This window comes from Microcoleus sp. PH2017_34_RAT_O_A (assembly GCF_020737885.1).
Lineage (GTDB): Bacteria > Cyanobacteriota > Cyanobacteriia > Cyanobacteriales > Microcoleaceae > Microcoleus.
In genome coordinates this window covers 49,912-71,868 of sequence record NZ_JAEQDD010000006.1, presented here as the reverse complement: position 1 = coordinate 71,868, position 21,957 = coordinate 49,912, and the positions used below count along the sequence as shown (strand labels likewise).

17 protein-coding genes are annotated in these 21,957 nt (G+C 45.9%); 11 read left to right on the top strand and 6 right to left on the bottom strand.

The features are described 5' to 3' along the window. Positions 1-156: 156 nt before the first annotated feature. Entirely contained in the window at positions 157-1,431 is a 1,275-nt protein-coding gene (gene iscB, locus JGK11_RS04405) for an RNA-guided endonuclease IscB (protein WP_293210706.1), read from the bottom strand. A gap of 288 nt (positions 1,432-1,719) precedes the next feature. Between iscB and JGK11_RS04400 the strand changes: the two genes are divergently transcribed. Further along, complete coding sequence (locus tag JGK11_RS04400; protein ID WP_293185833.1) at positions 1,720-2,109, top strand: CHAT domain-containing protein; 390 nt, start codon at positions 1,720-1,722, stop codon at positions 2,107-2,109. Positions 2,110-2,312: 203 nt separating this feature from the next. Here JGK11_RS04400 and JGK11_RS04395 read toward each other — a convergent pair whose 3' ends face one another. Next, positions 2,313-2,477, bottom strand: a complete 165-nt coding sequence (locus tag JGK11_RS04395; RefSeq protein WP_293189362.1) for a hypothetical protein — start codon at positions 2,475-2,477, stop codon at positions 2,313-2,315. Between the two features lie 239 nt (positions 2,478-2,716). Between JGK11_RS04395 and JGK11_RS04390 the strand changes: the two genes are divergently transcribed. Next, a complete protein-coding gene (locus JGK11_RS04390) occupies positions 2,717-3,196 on the top strand; it encodes a hypothetical protein (RefSeq protein WP_293185831.1) in 480 nt (159 codons plus the stop codon). Here the strand turns inward: JGK11_RS04390 and JGK11_RS04385 are convergent. Continuing rightward, positions 3,176-5,134, bottom strand: a complete 1,959-nt coding sequence (locus tag JGK11_RS04385) for a cation:proton antiporter (RefSeq protein WP_293185830.1) — start codon at positions 5,132-5,134, stop codon at positions 3,176-3,178. The two genes, JGK11_RS04390 and JGK11_RS04385, sit on opposite strands and share 21 nt — an antisense overlap. Before the next feature lie 626 nt (positions 5,135-5,760). Further along, positions 5,761-7,041, bottom strand: coding sequence for a GH25 family lysozyme (locus JGK11_RS04380; RefSeq protein ID WP_293210704.1), 1,281 nt, complete (start codon positions 7,039-7,041; stop codon positions 5,761-5,763). Between the two features lie 113 nt (positions 7,042-7,154). On the opposite strand from JGK11_RS04380, the gene JGK11_RS04375 reads away from it, so the two are divergent. Further along, complete coding sequence (locus JGK11_RS04375) at positions 7,155-7,649, top strand: DUF427 domain-containing protein (RefSeq protein ID WP_293185828.1); 495 nt, start codon at positions 7,155-7,157, stop codon at positions 7,647-7,649. Between the two features lie 640 nt (positions 7,650-8,289). Beyond that, on the top strand, positions 8,290-9,405 hold the full coding sequence (locus JGK11_RS04370) for a GGDEF domain-containing protein (RefSeq protein WP_293204765.1): 1,116 nt from the start codon (positions 8,290-8,292) through the stop codon (positions 9,403-9,405). Between the two features lie 221 nt (positions 9,406-9,626). Here the strand turns inward: JGK11_RS04370 and JGK11_RS04365 are convergent, their stop codons facing one another. Continuing rightward, complete coding sequence (locus tag JGK11_RS04365) at positions 9,627-10,634, bottom strand: methyltransferase domain-containing protein (protein WP_293210702.1); 1,008 nt, start codon at positions 10,632-10,634, stop codon at positions 9,627-9,629. A 516-nt stretch (positions 10,635-11,150) separates the two neighbouring features. Between JGK11_RS04365 and trxB the strand changes: the two genes are divergently transcribed. From trxB to JGK11_RS04340, 5 genes are all read left to right on the top strand, one after another. After that, positions 11,151-12,518, top strand: coding sequence for a thioredoxin-disulfide reductase (gene trxB, locus JGK11_RS04360; protein ID WP_293210700.1), 1,368 nt, complete (start codon positions 11,151-11,153; stop codon positions 12,516-12,518). 421 nt (positions 12,519-12,939) lie between these two features. Next, positions 12,940-13,548 (top strand): class I SAM-dependent methyltransferase, encoded by a 609-nt coding sequence (locus tag JGK11_RS04355; RefSeq protein ID WP_293210698.1) that lies wholly within the window; start codon positions 12,940-12,942, stop codon positions 13,546-13,548. Between the two features lie 23 nt (positions 13,549-13,571). Further along, the gene (locus tag JGK11_RS04350) at positions 13,572-14,729 is read left to right on the top strand and encodes a glycosyltransferase family 2 protein (RefSeq protein ID WP_293210696.1); all 1,158 of its coding nucleotides are present in this window, start codon (positions 13,572-13,574) and stop codon (positions 14,727-14,729) included. A 10-nt stretch (positions 14,730-14,739) separates the two neighbouring features. Then, the gene (locus JGK11_RS04345; RefSeq protein WP_293185819.1) at positions 14,740-15,624 is read left to right on the top strand and encodes an ABC transporter permease; all 885 of its coding nucleotides are present in this window, start codon (positions 14,740-14,742) and stop codon (positions 15,622-15,624) included. 258 nt (positions 15,625-15,882) lie between these two features. Beyond that, complete coding sequence (locus JGK11_RS04340) at positions 15,883-18,903, top strand: tetratricopeptide repeat protein (protein WP_293210693.1); 3,021 nt, start codon at positions 15,883-15,885, stop codon at positions 18,901-18,903. Here the strand turns inward: JGK11_RS04340 and JGK11_RS04335 are convergent. Then, positions 18,900-19,130: a hypothetical protein gene (locus JGK11_RS04335; RefSeq protein WP_293189374.1), complete on the bottom strand. Its 231-nt coding sequence runs from the start codon at positions 19,128-19,130 to the stop codon at positions 18,900-18,902. The two genes, JGK11_RS04340 and JGK11_RS04335, sit on opposite strands and share 4 nt — an antisense overlap. An 800-nt stretch (positions 19,131-19,930) precedes the next feature. Between JGK11_RS04335 and JGK11_RS04330 the strand changes: the two genes are divergently transcribed. Further along, positions 19,931-20,092, top strand: a complete 162-nt coding sequence (locus tag JGK11_RS04330; RefSeq protein WP_293178500.1) for a hypothetical protein — start codon at positions 19,931-19,933, stop codon at positions 20,090-20,092. A 686-nt stretch (positions 20,093-20,778) separates the two neighbouring features. Next, on the top strand, positions 20,779-21,948 hold the full coding sequence (gene rpoD, locus JGK11_RS04325) for an RNA polymerase sigma factor RpoD (protein WP_293178503.1): 1,170 nt from the start codon (positions 20,779-20,781) through the stop codon (positions 21,946-21,948). Positions 21,949-21,957 lie beyond the last annotated feature (9 nt).

Genomic DNA, 21,957 nt, shown 5'->3' with positions numbered 1-21,957 from the left:
AATTGTGAGGTGCGATCGGGCTTCCTGTTTCCCCTCGCCTTTTGCTTTTTATCTGTTGTTTTTTACATTCCTCCGCATTTTTCACCAAAAAACGAGCGAGAAGCCCCTGGCTTTAGACATGGGGAGGAAAGCGGCTGCGACTTCAGTCGCCTTGAATTAAACTCCATAGGAATAGCCATCTTTTTTGTGAATAGATTGGCAATATTTGTGACTAATTCCTGCTACTCTTCCCTTCATTGTGGCGATATCGAACGAACCGGATGCACGGCAAAGGATTCGTCCTACATAAGATCCGACTTTTTTGCCTGCGGTGACTGTCGCGTTGATAATATCGCCAGTTTGAAAACCGAAATGAATTTGCTTTCTCGACTTGTGACGAATTGGGAAGCCAAACTTATTTGTGCCGCACATCTGTCGCGTACCGTGTCCTGTTGCCTTGATTAGCAGCGGTTGAAAAGTTAGCACTTTCAATTCTTCGACTTTGCCTACACAAGCAGCATCTAACCAGTGGGATTTAGGTAGCTGCAAACGAGTGCGATTGAATTTTGTCAAGCCACCACTGCCAGTAGAAACTGGTAAGCCAGTCATGCGGAGTCGGTTAAATAACGCCCAGCGAGTTGAATTAACTACTGTTGCGTCTTTTAAAGGACGTTTTGCTTGAGATAGAATCTTCTTCAAAACATCTGGCTTCTTGGAGAGGAATTGCTCAATGTCTTGAGTTCCCTTCCGAGTATTACAATTCTCGCAAGCAAGGCAAAGATTAGAAATACGATCAGAACCGCCTTTTGCTTTGGGATGAATATGCTCGATTTGTAATGGTGTATCAGCAACTCCACAATACGCGCATTTTCTGTCCCATTTATTCAGCAAATATTCGCGGATTTCGTAACCACATAAAATGCCTTGCTGGTATTCTAATCCACTAATCTCTGGATTTTCTAGTTGTTGTAAGTCGAATCGCACAAGTTCTTGAACAATGAAACTAATGGGGGCGACCTTCATTAATCTAGTTACCCATGTCAGGGTTGTTTCAACACGATGTTGTAGGCTTGGAGCCAGCCATCCTTTAGAACGAGTTCTATTTAGAAATCTTGCTTTTCGATAACGAGTATGGCGACTTCTCCTGCCTCTACGCAGTGAACGGCGAGACTCCAAACTGGCTTTAATTGATTGACCTCGGTGAGTTAGTTCTGCACCAAAGATTACATTTTTTCCTTGGACTAATGCAATTCCCGTGGTTTTGGAGCCAGGGTCTAATTTAAGAGTGATTGGTTCCTGGGGTGCTGTTATCTCTACCTTGAGTATTATCGTGAATGGATATCTTTTGAAAACAGCAGCTTTGCCAGTGGTTAGCAATTTACGAGCCATTCCTGGGCCGATTGGATTGAGCGGTTGCTTGTGACTATCAAGTACAAAAACAAAATTAGACATAAAGTCCTCCATTGCTGGGTAAAGTTCGCTCCCTTGAATGTTTTATGAGCTTGTTATGCCAAAAGCACTGGTTTAACCCCGTTAAGCCTGTTTAACTTTTAGCGATAGAGCGGAAAACTAGCGACGGATTTTCCGGTATCATGACTCTAAAAACGTAGGTCTAATCCTGTCTCTGGTAAGGTTCGGGCTTTCTTCTCGAACCGCTCGAAACGAGCCGGACTTTCCAAAAGCCCCCGCTTTTAAGCGTGGGGTTCCTTACTCCCGGTTGTTGCTCAAACTACGGATGTTATACCATTTTTTTTAAGTTATGACAGACTTTGGCAAACAGGGAAAGTGTATAAATTACAATGTCTTGTCGTGTTCGATCTCTATCGGATCTTTAGAAAAATGGTATTAGTTGTTTTAAGTGCCTGCAACACTGGAGAAGGCAGAATTACCGGGGATGGAGTGATTGGCTTATCGCGTGCTTTGATTTCGGCAGGAGTGCCGAGTGCAATTGTTTCTTTATGGGCGGTTCCTGATGCGCCGACATCCGAATTGATGCAGGCATTTTATCGAAACTTGCAAAGTAATCCCGACAAAGCACAGGCTTTACGGCAGGCAATGCTAACCACGATGAAAACTCATCCCCAGCCGCGAAATTGGGCGGCATTTACTTTGATTGGGGAGGCTGAATAATAATTCTCCTAAGAAACTCATCCCAAATCCTATTTAAATGTGCGATCGGGTTTTTTGTGGATGTGCGATCGAATTTGATTGGTTAGTCCGTTATATCAAATCCGTTAGCATCGGAATTATTAGTAGCCGAAATTAGGAGACGGCAGTGCCGTGTCCCTACAATAAATCTGGGGTAGGGACACGGCACTGCCGTCTCCTCTATATCATAGGTCGTGCAACCGGAATTGATATGAGACGGGGGTTTCAACCCCCGGCGGGCCGTGCCACAAAGCAGACAAATTTTCGGTCGGTTTCAGGGCGATCGAATTTGAGAGAAATGTGCGATCGCGTTTTTTGTGGATTGGCGATCGCCAGATTGTGTGTACCACATAGACATAAAATATCCTATCCTACACATTCACCTACCTTGCACCTTCCCGCAATTAATCTTGCACCTCATACCTCATCAACTCTGCGGGTAGAACGAATGAATTTCCCATCTGGGTTGCTTAAGATTTAAGTAATCCTAAATCAACTGTCAACTGTCAACTGTCAACTGTCAACTGTCAACTGTCAACTGTCAACTGTCAACTGTCAACCGTCAACCGTCAACTTACCGCGTAACTTTATGAATGCAGAATCAGCTACAAACATTCTAGATAACCTGGTAAAGGAAAAGAGAGGCGAACCATTGAACGGCTTACAGCGAGAAATTATTCAAGGAGTTTTAAATGGTTTGACATACCAAGAAATCAAGAATAATTATGCGATCGCGCGGAACTATCAAATATGCTACTTAGGGCGATACGTTGCTTATCATTTGTGGAAATTGCTGACAGAGGTATTGAAAGATGCAGGAATTATCGACCCGGATGAAAGAGTCCGCAACAAAAATTTGTGGGATTCCGCGATGAGAGTGGCACAGCAAAGAGTGCAGTCGGAATCTGTACAAAAAAGTCAACCTCCCGTACCGCCAAATTGTGTATTTCGATCGCATATCAACAATCCTCTCCCTCTTTCCCCTTCTCCCTCTTTCCCCTTCTCCCTCTCTCCTGTTCTCCCTCTCTCTTCTTCTCCCTCTCTGTCCCTACCGCGAAACAGGTGGTAGCAAAACTTCTGCTTCCTTTTCAATTATAGATTCCTCCAAAACATTCTCTAAAACCGGAGCAGGAATCGGCACTTCTTCAACTACCTGATGCTTTTCCAAAGTCAAGCGAGAGTTGGACGAACCGGACAATCTTTTTAACAATTTTGGTGTAGGATCGTAGAGCAAATAAATAATGCGATCGCCCGCTTGCCAAATCTCTGTTGCCGACACAACTTGCAAGTATCCTTGTCTTTCAAGTAGCAGCGGCGCCAACTCCCCGGCTTGCACCAAAGCTTGCAAGTGAGCAATCTGAAATTGCAATCCCTCGCTGTTTAACTCGGTTTCCCCTAATTTTACTTCGCTGTCGGTCAAATATTCGTTCCAATCCTTCAGCGACAAATCCGAGACAAAGGCTTGATTAATTTTACTATTATTTGCAGGCGCATTTGCTTGCGGGTCTTTGGGGAATAATGCCAAAACCCTCGGCGGTGCAAACTCCTCGGCTGCTCGCTGAGCTAATACTAAGTTTACCTCGCCGTTGTTAGTCATTGCCAAAAATGTTCCCATCGAATCGAGTCCGGCTTCTTCTAACACGCTATGGTCGAGAGCGCTACTCAAAAATACTCGCAAACCTTCTCTTTCTGCTTGCGCGCAAGCTTCCGGATTGGTGTCGATAATTGCGACTGATTCTCCGCGTTCTTGAAATAAGCGAGCAATTAATCTGCTTAAAGGATTTGACCCGACAATTGCTGCACCTGTTGCTGATTTTGAGGTGACTCCTAACAGTTGAGCTATCCATCCCGCTGTCAGCCCTTGTACGAAAACAGTCATAATAATTGTCAGGAAAACTAAGGCTTTAATTGAGTCGCCGCCGTTGATGCCGCGCTGGGTGAGCAAGATGGCAAATAAAGAGGCGATCGACGCTGAGACAATTCCCCTCGGCGCTACCCAGCAAGCAAATAATTTTTGCCGCCAGTTCAGGCCGCTGTTCCAAGTGCACAGCCACACATTGATCGGCCGCACTACCCACATTAAGGCTAAAACTGTAAACAAACTTCCCCAACCGAGCGCAACTACACTAGCGAGGGATAAATCGGCCGCCAGCAACACGAACAGGACGGAGATGGCGAGGACTGTGAGTTGACCTTTGAACCTCCTGAGCAGCCGTTCTTCCGGCACAGCAGCCGCTCTGAGGACGATGCCGGAGAGGACTGTTGCCATCAGTCCTGATTCGCTGCGGAGTTCTTCTGATAAGCCGAACAATCCCCACAAACCTGCTAAAACTACTAGGTTTTTCAAGTCTTCTGAGAGAAATTGCGATCGCTTGAGAATGAATCCTAGCAGCCACCCTCCGGCAACTCCGACGACTGCGCCAACTAAAAGGCGAACGATTAAATCTCGGAACAAGACCAATAAATCAGCATTGCCGTTTAAGATAATATTCAGTACCAATACCGCCAAAATTGCTCCGACTGGATCGATTAAAACGCCTTCGGCTTCTAGCAAGGCGGCGACTTGTTTGTCAACGGATACTTGTTTGAGCAACGGGCCAATGACTGTCGGGCCTGTGACGACGACTAGGGAAGCATACAGAAATGCGATCGGCCAGGGAAATTCCCCCAACCAGTGTGCTGCCATTCCGCCGCCAATGAGCGTAATTAAAGTGCCGAAAGTAACTAAATTGCGAATGCTACCGGAAACTTTGCCTAAATCTCGCAATTCCAAATTCAAGCCGCCTTCAAACAGAATTAAGGCTACTGAAAGAGACACCATCACTTCTAAACCGCTGCCCAACAGATTGGGGTGCAACAGTCCGAGGCAATCCGGGCCTGCTAAAATACCGAATAGCAGCAAAAATACGATCGCCGGAACTTTCAGATAAGCGGCCAGAACTTGAGCGCTGATACCACAGGTGACGGTCATGACCATCAACAGGGTGATGTTAAAGGGGATTTCCATAGATATGATTGTTACAGGCTGCCCGCTCGGTTTTAAAATTTAAAAGATTTAAAAGCGCGATCGGGGGTGATTTGATTGCAGGCGCTATACTTGACGCTGGCACAAACTCGCCACTGCCCTGGATTTTTGTGAATAAAATTAAAAAACGTTGATATTGGCTATAACTTTATCAGATAATTCTCTTACCGTCAAAGATGAGAGTAAGCTGTAGCGCCTAGATTGTCTGTTATGTTCGAGGGGAAGAAGGGGAGAGAGGGAGAGAGGGAGAGGGGGAGAGGGGGAGAGGGGGAGAAGGGGAGATTTGATGTCGAGTTAATTCTCAAAGAAACTTCTTGCACTCATTCGGAAACTATCTTGAAATACATCTGCGTTACATCGTCGGTTGCATCTGCCAGCAATCTAGGATTTACATAATTTCAGAACATTAAAACCAAATACGGTTTACTTAAGATAGTCCGAAGAGAGGAACGAAGCATAAGCCCTAGCCCTTTCAGGGCGGCTTCGCCAACGGGCAGGCACGCGCCAACGCAGTATCTATTTCTCATCGGATTTTACCCCCAGGGCGCTATATCAGTAAACGGTATTGCATTAAAACCAAATTCATCTTTTGTGGAATTAATCTCAAATCATTTGGCATTCTGCCATCGGCGCAGAAACTCCGATAGAGTTGCTGGCGAGACTTGTTTTTCCAGCCAATCTAAAGCCTGGTTTTGATTAGGTGCAGCGCGATAAAATTTGCAGGCATCTATCAGCCGAATTGTAGAATTTGGGACAGTCGATTGAGCGCGCCACTTTTGTGCGAACTCGGCAATAACAGCCGGCGAAATTTGTTTTTGCAGCCAATCTAAAGCTTGGTCTTGTTCTGCCAAACCGCGATAAAATTTGCTGACATCTATCAATCGCAAATTAGTGTCGCCCGGTGCGGCAGTTGTCCGCCACTTTTGAGCAAATTCCCCTAAAACAGAGGTAGAAACTTGAGTTTGCAGCCAAATCAAGGCAGTATCTTGAGCAGCACTAGCTTGGTAAGATGACAATAGCTCAGTCAGCCGCGCGGCTGGTACTGGAATTGGTGTCGGAATTGGTGTCGGAGTTGGTATCGGAGTTGGTGTTGGCGCTGTAGGGGGGACAATTACTTTGGGAGATTTTCTCATCAACGCGGCCCAAGTTTTGATGCCTGCCATGCCGTCTGCATTGAGGCCTTGAGATTTCTGAAACGAGATGAGGGCGGCTGTGGTAGAGGTTCCAAATTTGCCATCCATCGCGCCTTGATAGAAGCCTTTACTTCTTAATTGCTTCTGGATGTCTGCAACTTTATAATTTACGGCGCCTTCTCGGACGCTTTCAAAAATATTGGCATCTACATTGCCCGAGACACCCGACACAGTGCTAGTGTCGCTGTACTGCCAAAAAGTCCAAGTCTTCCAGCCACCGGGTACCCAAGGTTCTTCGGCACTGGTATAGTGAGCAATCCACAGCGGGTAATCTGCCAACCGCCGTGTCCCGAGGTTGTCCCAGAAACCGGGGTAGGTGTAGATAATTGGTCGCATCGAGGTGGCTTTTTCCACTGCTTCGAGCCAAGTTGTCGCGCGATCGCACAATTCGTCCCCACTCAAACCGCCTGTAGTTTCCACATCCAAGACTGGTGGCAAATCCCCCGCTTCGAGTTTGACAGTTTTCAAGAACAAATCTATTTGTCCTTGAACGCTGCTTTCCGGTCGAAAAAAGTGATATGCACCGCGTTGAATCCCCGCAGCTTTAATTCCCCCCCAATTCCGGGCGAAAGTTTGGGAAACTAATGTTGCACCTTCCGTCGATTTGACAAATGCGAACAGAATGCCTCCCTTGGCAACGGCTTGCCAATTGACGTTGGGCTGGTAGTCGGAAACATCTATACCGCGAATGCTCATATAATGGAGAGTTTAAGAAAGCTGGCGCAAGTCTGAAGAAGCGACTAGATTAAGGCTACATTAAATTGTAATGCTAAGTTGCTAATTGTTTTTTTGTAGGGGAGATTGTACAAGTGAACCTCGATCGCATAGAGCCAGGCCCCGGTCAAGAGTCGGTTTGGGATTACCCGCGCCCCCCTCGTCTTGAGGAATCGACCAAACACGTACAGATTATTTTTAACGGAATGACGATCGCCGATACGCGCCGCCCGTTTCGGGTATTGGAGACAAGTCACCCTCCAGCCTACTATATCTCTCCCGAGGACATCCAAATGGAATATTTGCATAAAACTTCACGGGGATCTTGGTGCGAGTGGAAGGGACAAGCGGGTTATTACACTGTGACGGTAGGGTCGAAGGAAGTTGTAAATGCTGCTTGGTTTTATCCTCATCCCAATCAGGTTTTTGCAGCTATTAAAGATTACGTGGCTGTTTATCCGAGCCAGATGGATGCTTGTTATGTGGACGGGGAATTAGTGGAATCTCAACCAGGAGATTTTTACGGAGGTTGGATTACCAAAGATATTGTCGGCCCTTTTAAGGGAGGAATCGGAACTTGGGGTTGGTGAGTTCAACAGTTGACAGTTGACAGTTGACAGTTGACAGTTTGAGAGTTGACAGTTGACAGTTGACAGTTTGAGAGTTGACAGTTGACAGTTGACAGTTTGAGAGTTGACAGTTGAGAGTTGACAGTTGAGAGTTTGAGAGTGATCTCTACCCTTAAGTCCGAGGATTGGAGTAATGAATAGTCTGATTTTAATTTCTCCCGAAAAACGTTCCGGCTTTCAACCAATTCTTTCTGGTAATTGTGAAATTGCTGGGTTTCTCACCACCCTTCGCGGCTTTAGGTTTTGATTTGAGGAATGGCAAAGAAACCGCGTTTTTTACGCACAACTTAGTTACGAGTTCGTCTCGGCTTAAAAACTGATTTTGTTGAGTTAGTCTGCGCCATACATGAGTTAAGGGCGGGCGCAGAAACCTTTTCTTGCGCGACAACAAGCCAACAAGAAAAAAATCAAGAATACTATAAGTCTATTATTAAGCGAGGATGAACCAATGCAATCCACACTGCCGAAGCTAACGAATCAGCCCCTCCTCAAACAAACACTGTAGTCAAGAATACAGCCAATGCTAATAAATAAATGTTAAGATAATTCAAGAGCTGACACTAGATTTGTTGCTGCTGTATTGTTCATTCGGATATGCGCTGTGTCTGTGGAATTTATCGCGCCATCTAACTTCCCTGAAAAACCACCTGAAAATTTAACTTTAGAGTCTACTCTTAAGGATCTGGCTGTCTTTAATTTTCAAATTGAAGCTTCATCCCTAGCCAAAGACGTAGCTCGGTTGTTTCAATCTCACCCCCTGCTTCCGGGAGTTATCTTGACGGTAAATGGAGATTTTTTAGGAATGATATCGCGCAGGCGATTTATGGAAAGGATGAGTCGCCCATACGGAGTAGATATATTTGCTTGCAGACCAATTCTGGCTTTGTATCAAATAGCTCAAACCGATACTTTGATTTTACCAGAAGTAGCCTTAATTGTCATGGCTGCTCAGCGAGCCGTGCAGCGGCCGCCGGAACTACTTTACGAGCCGATTGTTGTGCAGTTAGCACCTCAAGTTTACCGACTGTTAGACGTGCATCAAGTATTGGTAGCTTTAGCTCAAATTCACCAACAAGCTACTTGGTATATTAGCGAGCTTTATTACAATTTATCGGTAATACAATCTGAACTAGAAGCAGCTAATTCTCAATTAAAAACAGCTAATTCCGAATTGTATCGCCTTGCTAACTCCGATGGTTTAACTTTGGTAGCAAACCGCCGCTGTTTTAACGAATATTTAGATAAGACATGGCAGAGATTGGGACAAGAAGCAGCAGAAATATCTTTGATTTTATGTGATATTGACTTTTTTAAGAAATACAACGATAGTTACGGACATCAGGCGGGAGATGCTTGTTTGCAGCAGGTAGCACAAAAAATTGTTGAGGCGGTAAATGACTCGGCAGGCGAAGTTTGGGAGGAAATGCTGGTGGCTCGTTACGGAGGTGAAGAATTTGCGGTAATTTTGCCTCGAACTTCACCAAAGATTGCTGTCTCGATTGCAGAACATATTAGAGTCTCGGTGAAAAAAATGGCAATTGAAAATATTAACTCGCCAGTATCCCCTTGTGTTACACTAAGTTTGGGAGTAGCGAGTACGGTTCCTGTACCGACAATCTCAAAAAAAGATTTGATTGCAGCAGCCGATCGTTCGCTTTATCAGGCAAAAGACGCAGGGCGCGATCGGGTCATATTCGATACTGTAAAGTTAGATTAAGTAGATAAGCGGCAAAAATTGGTTCGTAGTCAGGACTTTAGTCCTCATCAAAATTTCAAAAGTTGATTAAGTAGATAAGCGGCAAAAATTGATTCGTAGTCAGGACTTTAGTCCTCATCAAAATTTGAGGACTTTAGCCCTCACTACGAACAACTTTGATGGGATATGAGATAATTCTGGAGCGACTAGGAAAAATTTAGTTCGATCGCACAATCCACACTTTACATCCAAACCCGCTCGGCCGTCCAGTGCCTGTCCGAAGATTCATAAATCCTCAAGCCCTCCAAACCCGCAGTTTCAATCATCGTCTGAATTTCATCCAGGGTAAAAGCCGCTTGTAGCGAATCACTGAACAATTGTTTCTGATGGGAGTTGCAATCTCCCGCATATATCTGAACTAAATTATCCCTGGTTATCTCATTCAGAGGCCGGAGTAAATCCCGCAAAAATATTGCTCCGTTCGGCTTCAAAACCCGCCGGACTTCTTGCAAAAACGGCAGCGGATCGGGCAAATGGTGGATAATGCTGTTGGAAATCACCATGTCAAAACTATTGTCGGGATAGGGCATGGCTTTAGCATCAATTAATTCGAGATTAATTTGCGATCGCACTCGAGCCTTTTCCACATTCTGCGCTCCAACTTTCAGCATATTTGCCGACAAGTCAATACAGGTCAATTTCCATTCCGGCCGCAGTTGAGTGAGGGCGATTGGAATTCGCGCCGTACCCGTACCCGCGTCCAAAACGTTTCCAAAAACCGGCCCCAAAGCAGCCGCACTCTTGGCAAACGCAGCATTAACCTCAGTAAAGTCCATCGAATCGTATTCGATCGCCTCTTCCCAAGAATCCATCACCTCCGGTTCCAAAACTCGCTCCATAAAATTTATCTCGTTATCTGGCATTTCCATATACAAGCCGAGTTTCGCCTGCAAAATCTCGACTAACTCCGGTTCCATATATCTGTAATTGTCGGAGATTTGCAGACAAATAACTTTCTTGCCTTTGAGACTGTCGGGAAATTTGCTGCGAAGTCGAGCTCCGTGCTTCTTCTCCATCACAAATATGACATCAGCCCAGCCAAGCAAACCTTCAGTGACTCTAATTCTCGCACCTTTTTCGGTTCCAGCCGATCGCGCGCTGTACCCGCTAATTTTCTCGCAGATCTTCTCGGCTGTTAAACTCCGCCACTTATTCTGGCTGCACACAAACAATATCTTTGTTCGATCCATTTTATCTGCGTTAATCCGCGTACATCTGCGGTTAAAAATCTCAATTCCATTGCTCCGACCCACCTTGCATATCATAGATAGGGTATTTTGTCAAATTTGCCAAAATTTCCGTTACAATTATTAACTTATAAAATGCCTGTTTTGCACAAAAACTTGTATTTTTAAGATTGGCAGAGTTCGTTTATTTAACGATTTTAAAGAGTTTCAGGCGATAAAAGCAAAAATAGTCATAGCACCCCTTGAGTATCAGAATCCTATAATAGCTCAAACGGCGCAAATTCGTCAAGCAAATGAGAATGGAATCAATAGTGAAGGATAGTAATTTTGGGGATTTTTGGAGATTGATTGAACATTTAAAACAAAATTACTTTTTCTATTGTTTTTACTTATAAAAATAGCCTCAGTTGTCCCGATCGCCCTCAACCGCTCAACAATAGAAATAAGCTCGATCTAACTTTCTCCATCTCTGTTATAATTGAGATTAAACGAAGTCGTTATGAGTTCAAGTAAGCAGCTATGACTGAACAAGCCGTAGAAAACCTAGTAATTATTGGCTCTGGCCCCGCAGGTTACACAGCAGCCATCTACGCCGGGAGAGCCAACCTGAAGCCAGTCGTTTTTGAAGGCTACCAAACCGGAGGAATTCCCGGCGGTCAACTGATGACCACCACAGAAGTCGAAAACTTCCCCGGCTTTCCCGAAGGCATCACCGGGCCGCAACTGATGGATCGGATGAAAGCTCAAGCAGTGCGCTGGGGTGCCGAGTTATACACAGAAGATGTAACTTACGTTGATTTAACCCAGCGGCCGTTTACAGTGCGATCGGACGATCGAGAAATCAAAACCCACACGATAGTAATTGCTACAGGCGCGACGGCGAAAAGATTGGGTTTGCCTAGCGAGCACGTATTTTGGAGTCACGGCATTTCTGCCTGTGCGATTTGCGACGGCGCCACCCCAATTTTTAAAGGAGTAGATTTAGCTGTCATCGGTGCGGGCGATACCGCAGCAGAAGAATCTATTTATCTGACAAAATACGGCTCTCACGTCCATATGTTGGTGCGGCGCGGTCAGATGCGCGCTAGCAAAGCCATGCAAGACCGAGTGCTGAGCAATCCTAAAATCACCGTGCACTGGAACACCGAAGCTGTGGATGTTTTGGGAGTGCCGGGGAGCAAGATGGATGGGTTGAGAATTAGAAATATTGAGACCGACGCCGAGAGCGATTTGCTGGTGAAGGGTTTGTTTTACGCGATCGGTCACACTCCCAACACTCAGCTTTTCCAAGGTCAGCTAGAACTCGACGAACTAAGCTATATCGCCACGAAACACGGTTCGGTAGAAACCAGCGTCGATGGAGTGTATGCTGTCGGCGACGTGCAAGACCACGAGTTTCGTCAAGCCATCACTGCTGCCGGTAGCGGCTGTATGGGGGCGATGCTAGCCGAAAGGTGGCTGTCATCGAACGGCTTGACTCAGGAATTCCATCAAACCAAGGAATCGCAGCAAGCAGCAGCGCCGCCCGCTCCAAAAGTACGCAAAACCAGCGAGAACTTTGATATCAACGACACTCGCCACGAAGGAGGTTTTGCTTTGCGGAAGTTGTTCCACGAGAGCGATCGACTGATTGTGGTTAAATACTCGGCTCCGAGTTGTGGCCCTTGCCACAGTCTCAAACCGATTTTGAGCAAAGTAATAGATGAGTTCGATGGCAAAATTCACTACGTGGAAATTGACATCGAAGAAGATCCGGAAATTGCTGAAAATGCTGGCGTGATTGGTACGCCGACGATTCAGTATTTCAAAGACAAAGCTTTGATGACTGAACTCAAGGGAGTTAAGCCGAAAAGCCAGTATCGCGAGTTAATTGCCAGCAATTTGTAACCTCGTGTCTGTAGAGGATGACCGCGAACCAGATTGGTTTGTAGTGAGGACTTCAGTCCGCGCTTTGGGTAGGACTTGCATTCCTTGCTACGAACCAGGAAAAGAAGGACTAAAGTCCTTACTACGAACCTGAAGGACTAAAGTCCTTACTACGAACCTGAAGGACTAAAGTCCTTACTACGAACCTGAAGGACTAAAGTCCTTACTACGAACCTGAAGGACTAAAGTTCTCACTACGAACCTGAAGGACTAAAGTCCTCACTACGAACCTGAAGGACTAAAGTCCTCACTACGAACCTGGTCGATCGCCTGCGATGATATTTGATAAAATTAGACTGACGCTCGTCCTACCAGAAACCGGGTTCATGACACTGGGTTCGGAGCGTTCACAAAAGTACGATCGGGGAACTTTGCCAATCACATGACAGAAACTAACTTGAATCTCCAGCCAGACTACTGGAATAAGATTTGGCAAGAAGAAGGCCGCGGAACTTGGCGTCGATATCCCGGCTGCTTCGGCAGAGTTTGTTGGGCTGTCGGACACGGGCTGGAAGTGTTAGAACTCGGATGCGGTGCAGGTGTCCTGGCTTCTCAGTTGCTAGAGTTTGGCAATTCTGTAACTGGGTTAGATATTTCCGAAGCTGCGATCGCCCAACTTCCCAAACAGATCTCAGGGGTAGTCTCAACTTTACCCGAAATTCCTTTTCCCGATCGCAGTTTTGATGTTGTAGTAGCAACAGAAGTTTTGGAACATATCGACGACGATCGAGCGTGCGTGATAGAAATAGTTAGGGTGTTGCGATCGGGCGGCAGAGCTTTTTTTGCCGTACCCAACGATTGCCTCGGCCCTGATGAAGAACCAGAGCACGTTCGCAAGTACACTCCAGAAAGCCTAATGGATTTACTCTTGCCTTACGGCGACGTTTTTACGGAAACATTTATTGATGAGTTCAGTGTTGGCAGAGATCTTATTGCTCTACCAAGCATTTTAGCAGCACTCTACCTTCCCAGCGACAGCGAACTTGTTTGAGTTGCAAGATATCAGGATAAAAAATGAGCATTAGGGCAGCACTCGGACAAAAACCATTTTTATCTTTTTGTGCGATCGTCAAAAATGAAAGCGAGAATTTAGCGCGCTGTTTGGCTAGCGTTCAACCCTACGTTGATGAAATAATTGTAGTCGATACGGGTTCTCAGGACGGTACGCCGGAAATTGCCACTCAGTACGGAGCAAAAGTGGGATATTTTGAGTGGTGCGACGATTTTGCGACGGCGCGGAATTATGCTTTATCTTTAGTGACGGGTGAGTGGATTTTAGTGCTGGATGCAGATGAGGAGTTAGTTGTCACATCAGTAGATTTTAGAGAAACCCTCAAATTCCACCCAGAAGCGCTCGCTTATTCAATAATTAGAACAGAAGTAAGGCATCAAGCGGGAATGACTCCGCTACACATGATCCGCTTGTTTCGCAATCTCCCAGAAATTAGATATGTCGGTCGTTTTCACGAGCAAATTCAGTATCAAAACCGCAGTTTTAGCGACAGTGAAGTCCGAAGTTTAGATAGTGTCAGAGTATTGCATCACGCTAACAGCCACCAACAAGTCGCCGCCAAAGTTGTCAACCGCAATATTCCCATCTTAGAGCTGGCCCGACAAGAAGAAGGGCTTAGTCTCATGCTATTGTACTCCCTAGCTGGGATGTACGGCTCAGCGGGCGAGGACGAAAAAGCGCGAGACTGCTGGGAGGAAGCATTAGAAAGATTGTTTCCGCATTTGATAGACGGCAACCCTCCAGAAGAATTTGGTTTCATTCCCTCCTTAGTTTTTACTTTAGCAGGGCGATCGCTCCAAAATCGAGACTATGAAACAACCATGTTACTGTGTCAGCGAGGTCTGGAATGGTGTCCCAACTATCCTCCCCTAAATTATATAGCTGGCATGACATTAATTAATCTAGGATTTCCGTTAGGTGCCGTTGCTTACTTTGAGAATTGCCTGAAACTGGGTAAAGATAACAGCTACTATACAAGAGAGCCTTTCGAGCCAAGTTTCACCACCACCGACCCGGCTTGCTGTTTGGGTCTAGCTTATACTAACCTGAAGCGCTGGTCGGATGCAGTATCGGCATTTGAACTAGCGCTGACTTTCGATGAAAACTGCACAGCAGCCCAGGAAAATTTAGCAAAAATCCGACAAAGCTTCAATCAGTAAACGGCGAAACATGACACTAAACAAAGTTCAATTACCGCGATTTCTCAACATTGCCTCACCGTCAAGCCTGTCAATGAAAATGATGTGGGCGGGTTTGGCAATAACTGCCTTATTTATCATAGTAGCAACCTTATCTCCCGTCATGCAAGGTTGGGGATGGCTGCAAAATCCTACCGATGCTTTGATTAACCCGATTCACGAACCGCCGTCGGCGAATTATTGGTTCGGTACCAGCCGCAGCGGCTACGATGTTTTTTCGCGCACGCTGTTTGCTTCGCGGGCGGCTTGGCAAGTGGTGATTTTAGCCACAGCGTTGAGTTTGTTTATCGGCGTGCCGCTGGGTTTGGTTAGCGGTTATTTGGGCGGCAAGCTCGATCGCGTGCTGTTATTTTTAATGGATACAATTTATACGTTGCCGGGATTGCTGCTTTCGTTAACTTTAGCATTTGTCGTGGGAAAAGGAGTATTGAATGCTGCGATCGCCCTGAGCATTTCCTACATCCCTCAATACTACCGCGTCGTCAGGAATCACACCGCCAGCGTCAAAACCGAATTATTTGTCGAAGCCGCCCGCGCCATGGGTGCAGACACTTGGACAGTGTTGTCGCGCTACCTGTTTCTCAACGTAATTCAGAGCGTACCGGTGCTGTTCGCGCTCAACGCCGCCGATGCAATTCTAACATTAGGAGGCTTAGGATTTCTCGGTTTGGGACTTCCCGAAGAAACTCCGGAATGGGGACACGATTTGCGTTTAGCTTTAGATGCGCTACCTACGGGCATTTGGTGGACGGCTTTGTTTCCCGGTTTGGCAATGACTTTAATGGTTGTTGGGCTGTCTTTGGTGGGAGAAGGATTGAACGAATTTGTCAATCCCCGGCTGCGGAACCAGCAGTAATAGGAAAGATTGGTTCGTAGTGAGGACTTCAGTCCTTTCTTCTCTTATAATTATAGTCCTACAAAAAGGTTCGTAGTGAGGACTTCAGTCCTTTCTTCTCTTATAATTATAGTCCTAAAAAAGGTTCGTAGTGAGGACTTTAGTCCTTGCCTTTCTCAATACTCTAGTCTAAAAAGGTTTGATCGTTCGGACTTGGGTCCTTTCTTTTCCGAGGACTAAAGTCCTGACTACGAACTGTTTGACAAGCAAACGCAAAAGATGAAATACCAAACATTTCTCGAACACATATCCGAGTTGTACAATAACTGGGGGACACCGCAAGCCGAACCAAAATCCAGTCAATTTCAGCAAATAATCAACTCTCTGCAAACCACAACGACAGCCAATGCAATGCAGTTGCTAAATTTTGCTGTCGAATGTATGTCTCCCGAAGAAATTTACTGCGAAATCGGCTGCTTTCAAGGCGGCAGCTTAATCGGTACGCTGCTAAATCATTCACAAATAACCGCTTGTGCCGTTGATGACTTTTCGGAATTTGATACTTTTGGCGACAGCAGCGATAATTTAGGAGAAAACCTAGCCAACTTTAATATATCGGAACAAGTTGTTTTTTGCAATCAAAATTTTGAGGAATTTTTCTGGGATTTGCGGGAAATGCAATCTGCCGATCGCATTGGTGTATTGTTTTATGATGCCGCTCACGATTATCGATCGCACTTACTAGCTTTACTTTTATCCAAACCTTTTTTAGCAGACTCGGCACTGATTGTTGTCAGCAATAGCAATTGGGAGACTCCGCGTCAAGCCAACTGGGATTTTATCGCCGCCCACCCTCAATGCCAACTGCTATTTGATTTTTCTGCACCTGAATTTAGCGATGCTTGGAATGGCTTGCAGGTTTTTAGTTGGGATGTCGTCAATACATCCGGCAATTACGAGTGGTCAACTTTTCAGCAATTGGGCAGTCAGGCTGCGATTCAATCAATTTACGATTTGCAGCAATCCGATCGAAAAAAAATCACCGCAGAGCTGTACAGTCAAGCTTTAAACCTGCACCAAGCCGGAAAATTTATAGCAGCAGAGGAGAAGTACAAGCAGGTTTTGCAGTACGATCCAAATCAAGTAGATGCTTGGCAAAACCTCGGTACACTTTATTATGCCACAGAGCGGTATCGAGAAGCGCAAGATCTGCTGAGCGAATGTTTGGCGGTGGATTCCTCCGTAGCTGGCGCTCATTACAGCTTGGGCTTGGTGTTGGAAAAAACCGGGGATGTTATCGGTGCCGTAAGAGCTTATCGAGAGGCGATCGCCCTCGAACCCAACTGCATTGATGCTTATAATAATTTAGGCAATATTTTAGGACAAATCGGCGATGTCGATCGAGCTGAGTCAATTTACCGTCAAGCGATCGCACTTAATCCCGCTCATTTTGGCAGCTATCTGAATCTGGGAAACTTGCTACTGTCGAAAACAGAAGTCGATCGCGCGATCGAGCTTTACGAAACTGCCCTGCAATTGCAGCCCGATGCTGCTGAAGTTGTCGCCAATCTCGACTTTGCCCGCCGTCTCAAAAATGACCCAATTCAAGCATACCTTTATTTTGGCAACGATTGCTATGGGCGCGGTGAATATCAACAAGCCGTTATCGAGTACAGGAAATTTTTAGAAGTTCAAACAGGCGACCTTCAATTATACTTGAATTTGGCTGAGTGTTACCAACATTTAGAGGAATATGCAGCCGCCATTCAAGTTTGCCGGGAGGCGATCGAGCTTTATCCAGCAGACGCCAGTCTTTACCGCAATTTAGTCTTGGCTTTGGTAGCATCCGGGAGAAATTCAGAAGCGATCGCAATTGCGACCGATGCGTCGAGTTTATTTCCCGAAGACAGCTTTTTTAATCCGGGACAGTATTTAATTCTGCCGGTGATTTATCAAAGTGTAGAGGAAATAGCTGTTTATCGCGATCGGTTCGAGACGGGAATCAAACTGTTAATTCAACAAACCAGCCTCGATACAGATGCAGGCCAACAAAAAGCCTTAACAATTATCAGTCAGCACACCAACTTCTTTCTAGCTTACCAAGGCGGCAACGACTTAGATATCCAGAAACAGTACGGGCAATTTGTTCGCAAAGTCATGGCTGCTAACTACCCGCAGTGGGTAAAGGATTTACCGCTACCTCCCCCCAGCAAAACCGGAAAAATTCGCATCGGCTACATATCTGGTTGCTTGTGGGGACATACAGTCGGCAAATTAACCCTCGGCTGGCTGCAACACAGCAGCAGCGAATTTGAAGTATATTGCTATCAAATTACCGAGACGCAAGACAACTTTACTCAACAGTTCCGATTTTACAGCGATACTTTTCACTACATCCCCGGCAACTTAGAATTAATCTGCCAACAAATTATTGCTGACCAATTACACGTACTGGTTTTCCTCGATATTGGGCTGCAACCGCAAATGACTCAACTTGCAGCCTTGCGCCTTGCTCCCATTCAGTGTACCTCCTGGGCGCATCCGGTGACTTCAGGATTGCCCACCGTCGATTACTTCCTCTCCAGCGACTTGATGGAACCGGAAAATGCTGTTTTGCACTATTCCGAAAAATTAATTCGCTTGCCGAATATTGGCATTTCTTACCCGCAGCCCACGATTCCTAGCACAACGGCCACTCGTGCAAATTTTTGCCTGCGGGAGGGGGCTGTTGTTTATCTCTGCTGTCAAACTCTCTGCAAATACCTGCCGCAGCACGACTACATATTCGCGGAAATTGCCCGACAGGTTCCTCAAGCTCAGTTTGCCTTTATATCACGTCCGAATGTTGATATTGGTAAACTGTTTCAGCAGCGCCTCCAGCGGACTTTTGCTAAGTACGGTTTGGATAGCGCTGATTTTTGCGCGATTTTACCTAAAATGGATGAGAAAGCTTATTGGAATCTTCAACTTTTGTCTGATGTTTTTCTCGACAGTTTCGGTTGGTCTGGAGGTCACACGACTTTGGAAGCGATCGCCTGCAATTTACCAATTGTCACTTGTCCGGGAGAATTTATGCGGGGCCGCCATTCCTCTGGGATTTTGGAAATGCTCGGAGTCACCGAAACAGTTGCTCAAACCGCAGCAGAATACGTAAAAATAGCTGTGAGGCTGGGCTTAGAATCGGAATGGAGGCAGAGTATTGCCGATCGAATTTTGCAAAGACAAGGGCGTCTGTACGGCGATAAAACTTGCGTCGCAGCCCTTGAAGCTTTTTATTATCGTGCAGTTGAGTCAGTTTAATTATTCGATCGCGGTTGTCGGAGGTTTGGAGTCGCCAAGCGGTGATTGAGTGCCCAACAGGAGTGGCGATCGCGATCGGTTGCACAGTTGTTTTTAATAGGATAATGATGGCGGCAAATTTTTTGTCCTTGCCACCAACCTTTATACTTAAGCCTGAGTCTGGTTTTGCCGCTCCCTGTTTTCCAACAGAAGACAACTGTTTTGTCAGATCCTAGTCCCGATCCCATGAATCATTCCCCATGCCCAATCCCCAATCTTGCATCTAAAATAGCATGAGTTGGTTTTAAATACAGCAGGTCGTCCCGTAATATTACTTAGTATTGCGGAGAAAAGGTTCATCGTGTCTTTATATTGCAGCGGATATTTTTTAATTAAGTATAAAGTTGCACGTCTTTTCAACAATCAGGTCAGACAATTTTCGATTTGAGATTTTCGATGGAATCAGCTATACCATGATGGTTGGGATCGCGGGTCTACCATCGCATTTTTTGAGGGAACAGGTGTCGGTTGAACGGCTAGCTCCTCTCAAGAGAGCTTGGAGTTTCTCAAATCCATCAAGTGTCGCCATGGAGGCGATCGCCCGTGAGGAAGATCTGCCTCGGCGAGATCGAGGTAAACTTAGTAATATTGGACTTAAGTTGTTTCTGAGATTAAAATGAATGTAGATATTAGCTAGAGAGACAAGCAATCCCCGAACAGTTCGCAGCGTAACAATTACCGCAGGAGCGAACTCTTAGCAAACTTTCTCATTCTGGCTGTTATCTCTGAGACCGCAAAGCTCACAGACAAGCTTAAATGAGAATGTGACGTTACGAACTTAATGTGATGTAATGTCAAAAGCAGCCCCAATTTTTCAAAATTGAGCTAACTTAACAAAGAAAGCCCCTGTTGCACTACTAAACCCGCAACGCTTCATTGGGGGCGATCGTCGGTCTCTCATGAGAGAGTTGCCGACTTACAACTAAAGCTCACAAGCTTTATTCAATCGCAGATTGCGTATGATTCAATTCAGGGAAACAGGGTAAAGATGGGTGCATCTACACGGATTGTATTGGTCTCAATTCCGGCAAGTCAAAAATTGTCTGCTAACTCTCTGGCAGACTGCGCCGCAGCCTTTAACCCAGATATCCACACAAAACAGCGCCGTTCGATCGCGCCCAAGTTTTTCCGGGCCGTTCTCAGGATTTAGCTGAGCCAGACATGAGTCAGTATTGTCAAGCTAAGCTGACAAAGTTTTCTAGGTTCTTGACAAAAAACGGAAAACAACTTCCATTTTTTGTGAGAACGGCTACAATCGTAAGGGTCTTTCCAAGATCCGATTCTCACAGTTTGGTGCTTCGACTCTCTGCTGTTACATTTGAGGCAGCAGACCCGCATCCAAGGTGGCGAAAATTTGCCGTGCAACTGTGATGTCTGACGACCAGAGTGAAAGCAGCAAGCAAATCAAAAGTTGGACACCCATAACAGAAAAGTTAGAGGGTTCCGTGCCAGAAAACTTGTACGGGTAAAACATCGAAGTGCCGAGTAAAAAAGCCAGTATTTTTTGAGGTGCGATCGCATCTCCGGGTTTGCTTTTCTGGGTCAGGTATCGCAGACGATGCGTTAACTAGCCCAAACAAGAAAAAGCCGCACGCTCAATCCGAGGTTGCGACGTTAAAGTCGGCGATCGAGTGAATGCGCTGGCTACTTCTTTCCCAGAGCTCGAACTTTGACTCATAAAATTGTTGCGGTTTCGGTTACTGCTTCACTTAGCAGACCGAAAATTCCACGATTTCTTCCTGCGGGAATGTCAATACTGGCTAACTTGTCTAAACTACAAACAGACACTATTCCACTGTTATTTATTCTTTAATTCAGGAGCATGAGGAAGGCGGCATGATCCAGGCTAACACCGTACTCGAAACCAAAATTACACCCAAAATGGAAACTATCGAGTTGCTGAGGAACGCCGAAAGCGTTCTACCTGAGAGCGAGTTGGAACTCTTTATCGACGAAGAAGACGATCGAGAAGATTTTCTAGACAACCCGTCTGAGGAGGACGACACTAAAGCTGGCAAAGGCGCGAAAGCCCGCCGTCGGGCTCAGGCAAAGAAAAAGCATTATACAGAAGACTCTATTCGTCTCTACCTGCAAGAAATCGGTCGGATTCGACTGTTGCGAGCAGACGAAGAGATTGAACTCGCCCGCAAGATTGCAGATTTGCTGGAATTGGAGCGAGTTCGAGAACAATTGCTCGAAGAGTTAGACCGCGAACCTAAAGACAACGAATGGGCTACTGCTGTAGACATGGCACTACCTGCATTCCGTCACCGACTCCACGTTGGTAGGCGCGCCAAGGAGAAGATGGTGCAATCAAACCTGCGTTTGGTGGTGTCGATCGCCAAAAAGTACATGAATCGCGGTTTGTCTTTCCAAGATTTGATTCAAGAAGGCTCTTTGGGTCTAATCCGGGCTGCTGAAAAATTCGACCACGAAAAAGGCTACAAATTTTCCACCTACGCAACTTGGTGGATACGTCAAGCCATCACCAGAGCAATCGCCGATCAATCCCGGACTATCCGCCTCCCGGTTCACCTTTACGAAACCATCTCGCGGATCAAAAAAACTACCAAGCTGCTTTCTCAGGAAATGGGCCGCAAGCCTACGGAAGAAGAAATCGCCACCAAGATGGAGATGACCATCGAGAAGTTGCGCTTTATTGCTAAATCCGCACAGTTGCCAATTTCTTTAGAAACTCCGATCGGCAAAGAGGAAGACTCGCGTCTGGGAGACTTTATTGAATCTGACGGGGAAACGCCAGAAGATCAAGTCTCAAAGAACTTGCTCAGGGAAGATTTGGAAAGCGTTTTGGACACTCTCAGCCCCCGAGAACGGGATGTACTGAGGCTGCGTTACGGCTTAGATGACGGACGGATGAAGACCTTGGAGGAAATTGGTCAAATCTTTAACGTCACTCGCGAGAGGATTCGCCAAATCGAGGCTAAAGCCCTGCGGAAATTGCGCCATCCCAACCGTAACAGCATCTTAAAAGAATATATCCGCTAGAGCATTTCT

Coding starts and splice junctions, on each gene's coding strand:
- JGK11_RS04340 (WP_293210693.1), top strand. CDS start 15,883: ATGAAATACCAAACATTTCTCGAACACATATCCGAGTTGTACAATAAC.
- JGK11_RS04345 (WP_293185819.1), top strand. CDS start 14,740: ATGACACTAAACAAAGTTCAATTACCGCGATTTCTCAACATTGCCTCA.
- JGK11_RS04380 (WP_293210704.1), bottom strand. CDS start 7,041: ATGAGCATTCGCGGTATAGATGTTTCCGACTACCAGCCCAACGTCAAT.
- JGK11_RS04335 (WP_293189374.1), bottom strand. CDS start 19,130: ATGGGATCGGGACTAGGATCTGACAAAACAGTTGTCTTCTGTTGGAAA.
- JGK11_RS04385 (WP_293185830.1), bottom strand. CDS start 5,134: ATGGAAATCCCCTTTAACATCACCCTGTTGATGGTCATGACCGTCACC.
- JGK11_RS04390 (WP_293185831.1), top strand. CDS start 2,717: ATGAATGCAGAATCAGCTACAAACATTCTAGATAACCTGGTAAAGGAA.
- JGK11_RS04365 (WP_293210702.1), bottom strand. CDS start 10,634: ATGGATCGAACAAAGATATTGTTTGTGTGCAGCCAGAATAAGTGGCGG.
- iscB (WP_293210706.1), bottom strand. CDS start 1,431: ATGTCTAATTTTGTTTTTGTACTTGATAGTCACAAGCAACCGCTCAAT.
- JGK11_RS04355 (WP_293210698.1), top strand. CDS start 12,940: ATGACAGAAACTAACTTGAATCTCCAGCCAGACTACTGGAATAAGATT.
- JGK11_RS04330 (WP_293178500.1), top strand. CDS start 19,931: ATGGGTGCATCTACACGGATTGTATTGGTCTCAATTCCGGCAAGTCAA.
- rpoD (WP_293178503.1), top strand. CDS start 20,779: ATGATCCAGGCTAACACCGTACTCGAAACCAAAATTACACCCAAAATG.
- trxB (WP_293210700.1), top strand. CDS start 11,151: ATGACTGAACAAGCCGTAGAAAACCTAGTAATTATTGGCTCTGGCCCC.
- JGK11_RS04350 (WP_293210696.1), top strand. CDS start 13,572: ATGAGCATTAGGGCAGCACTCGGACAAAAACCATTTTTATCTTTTTGT.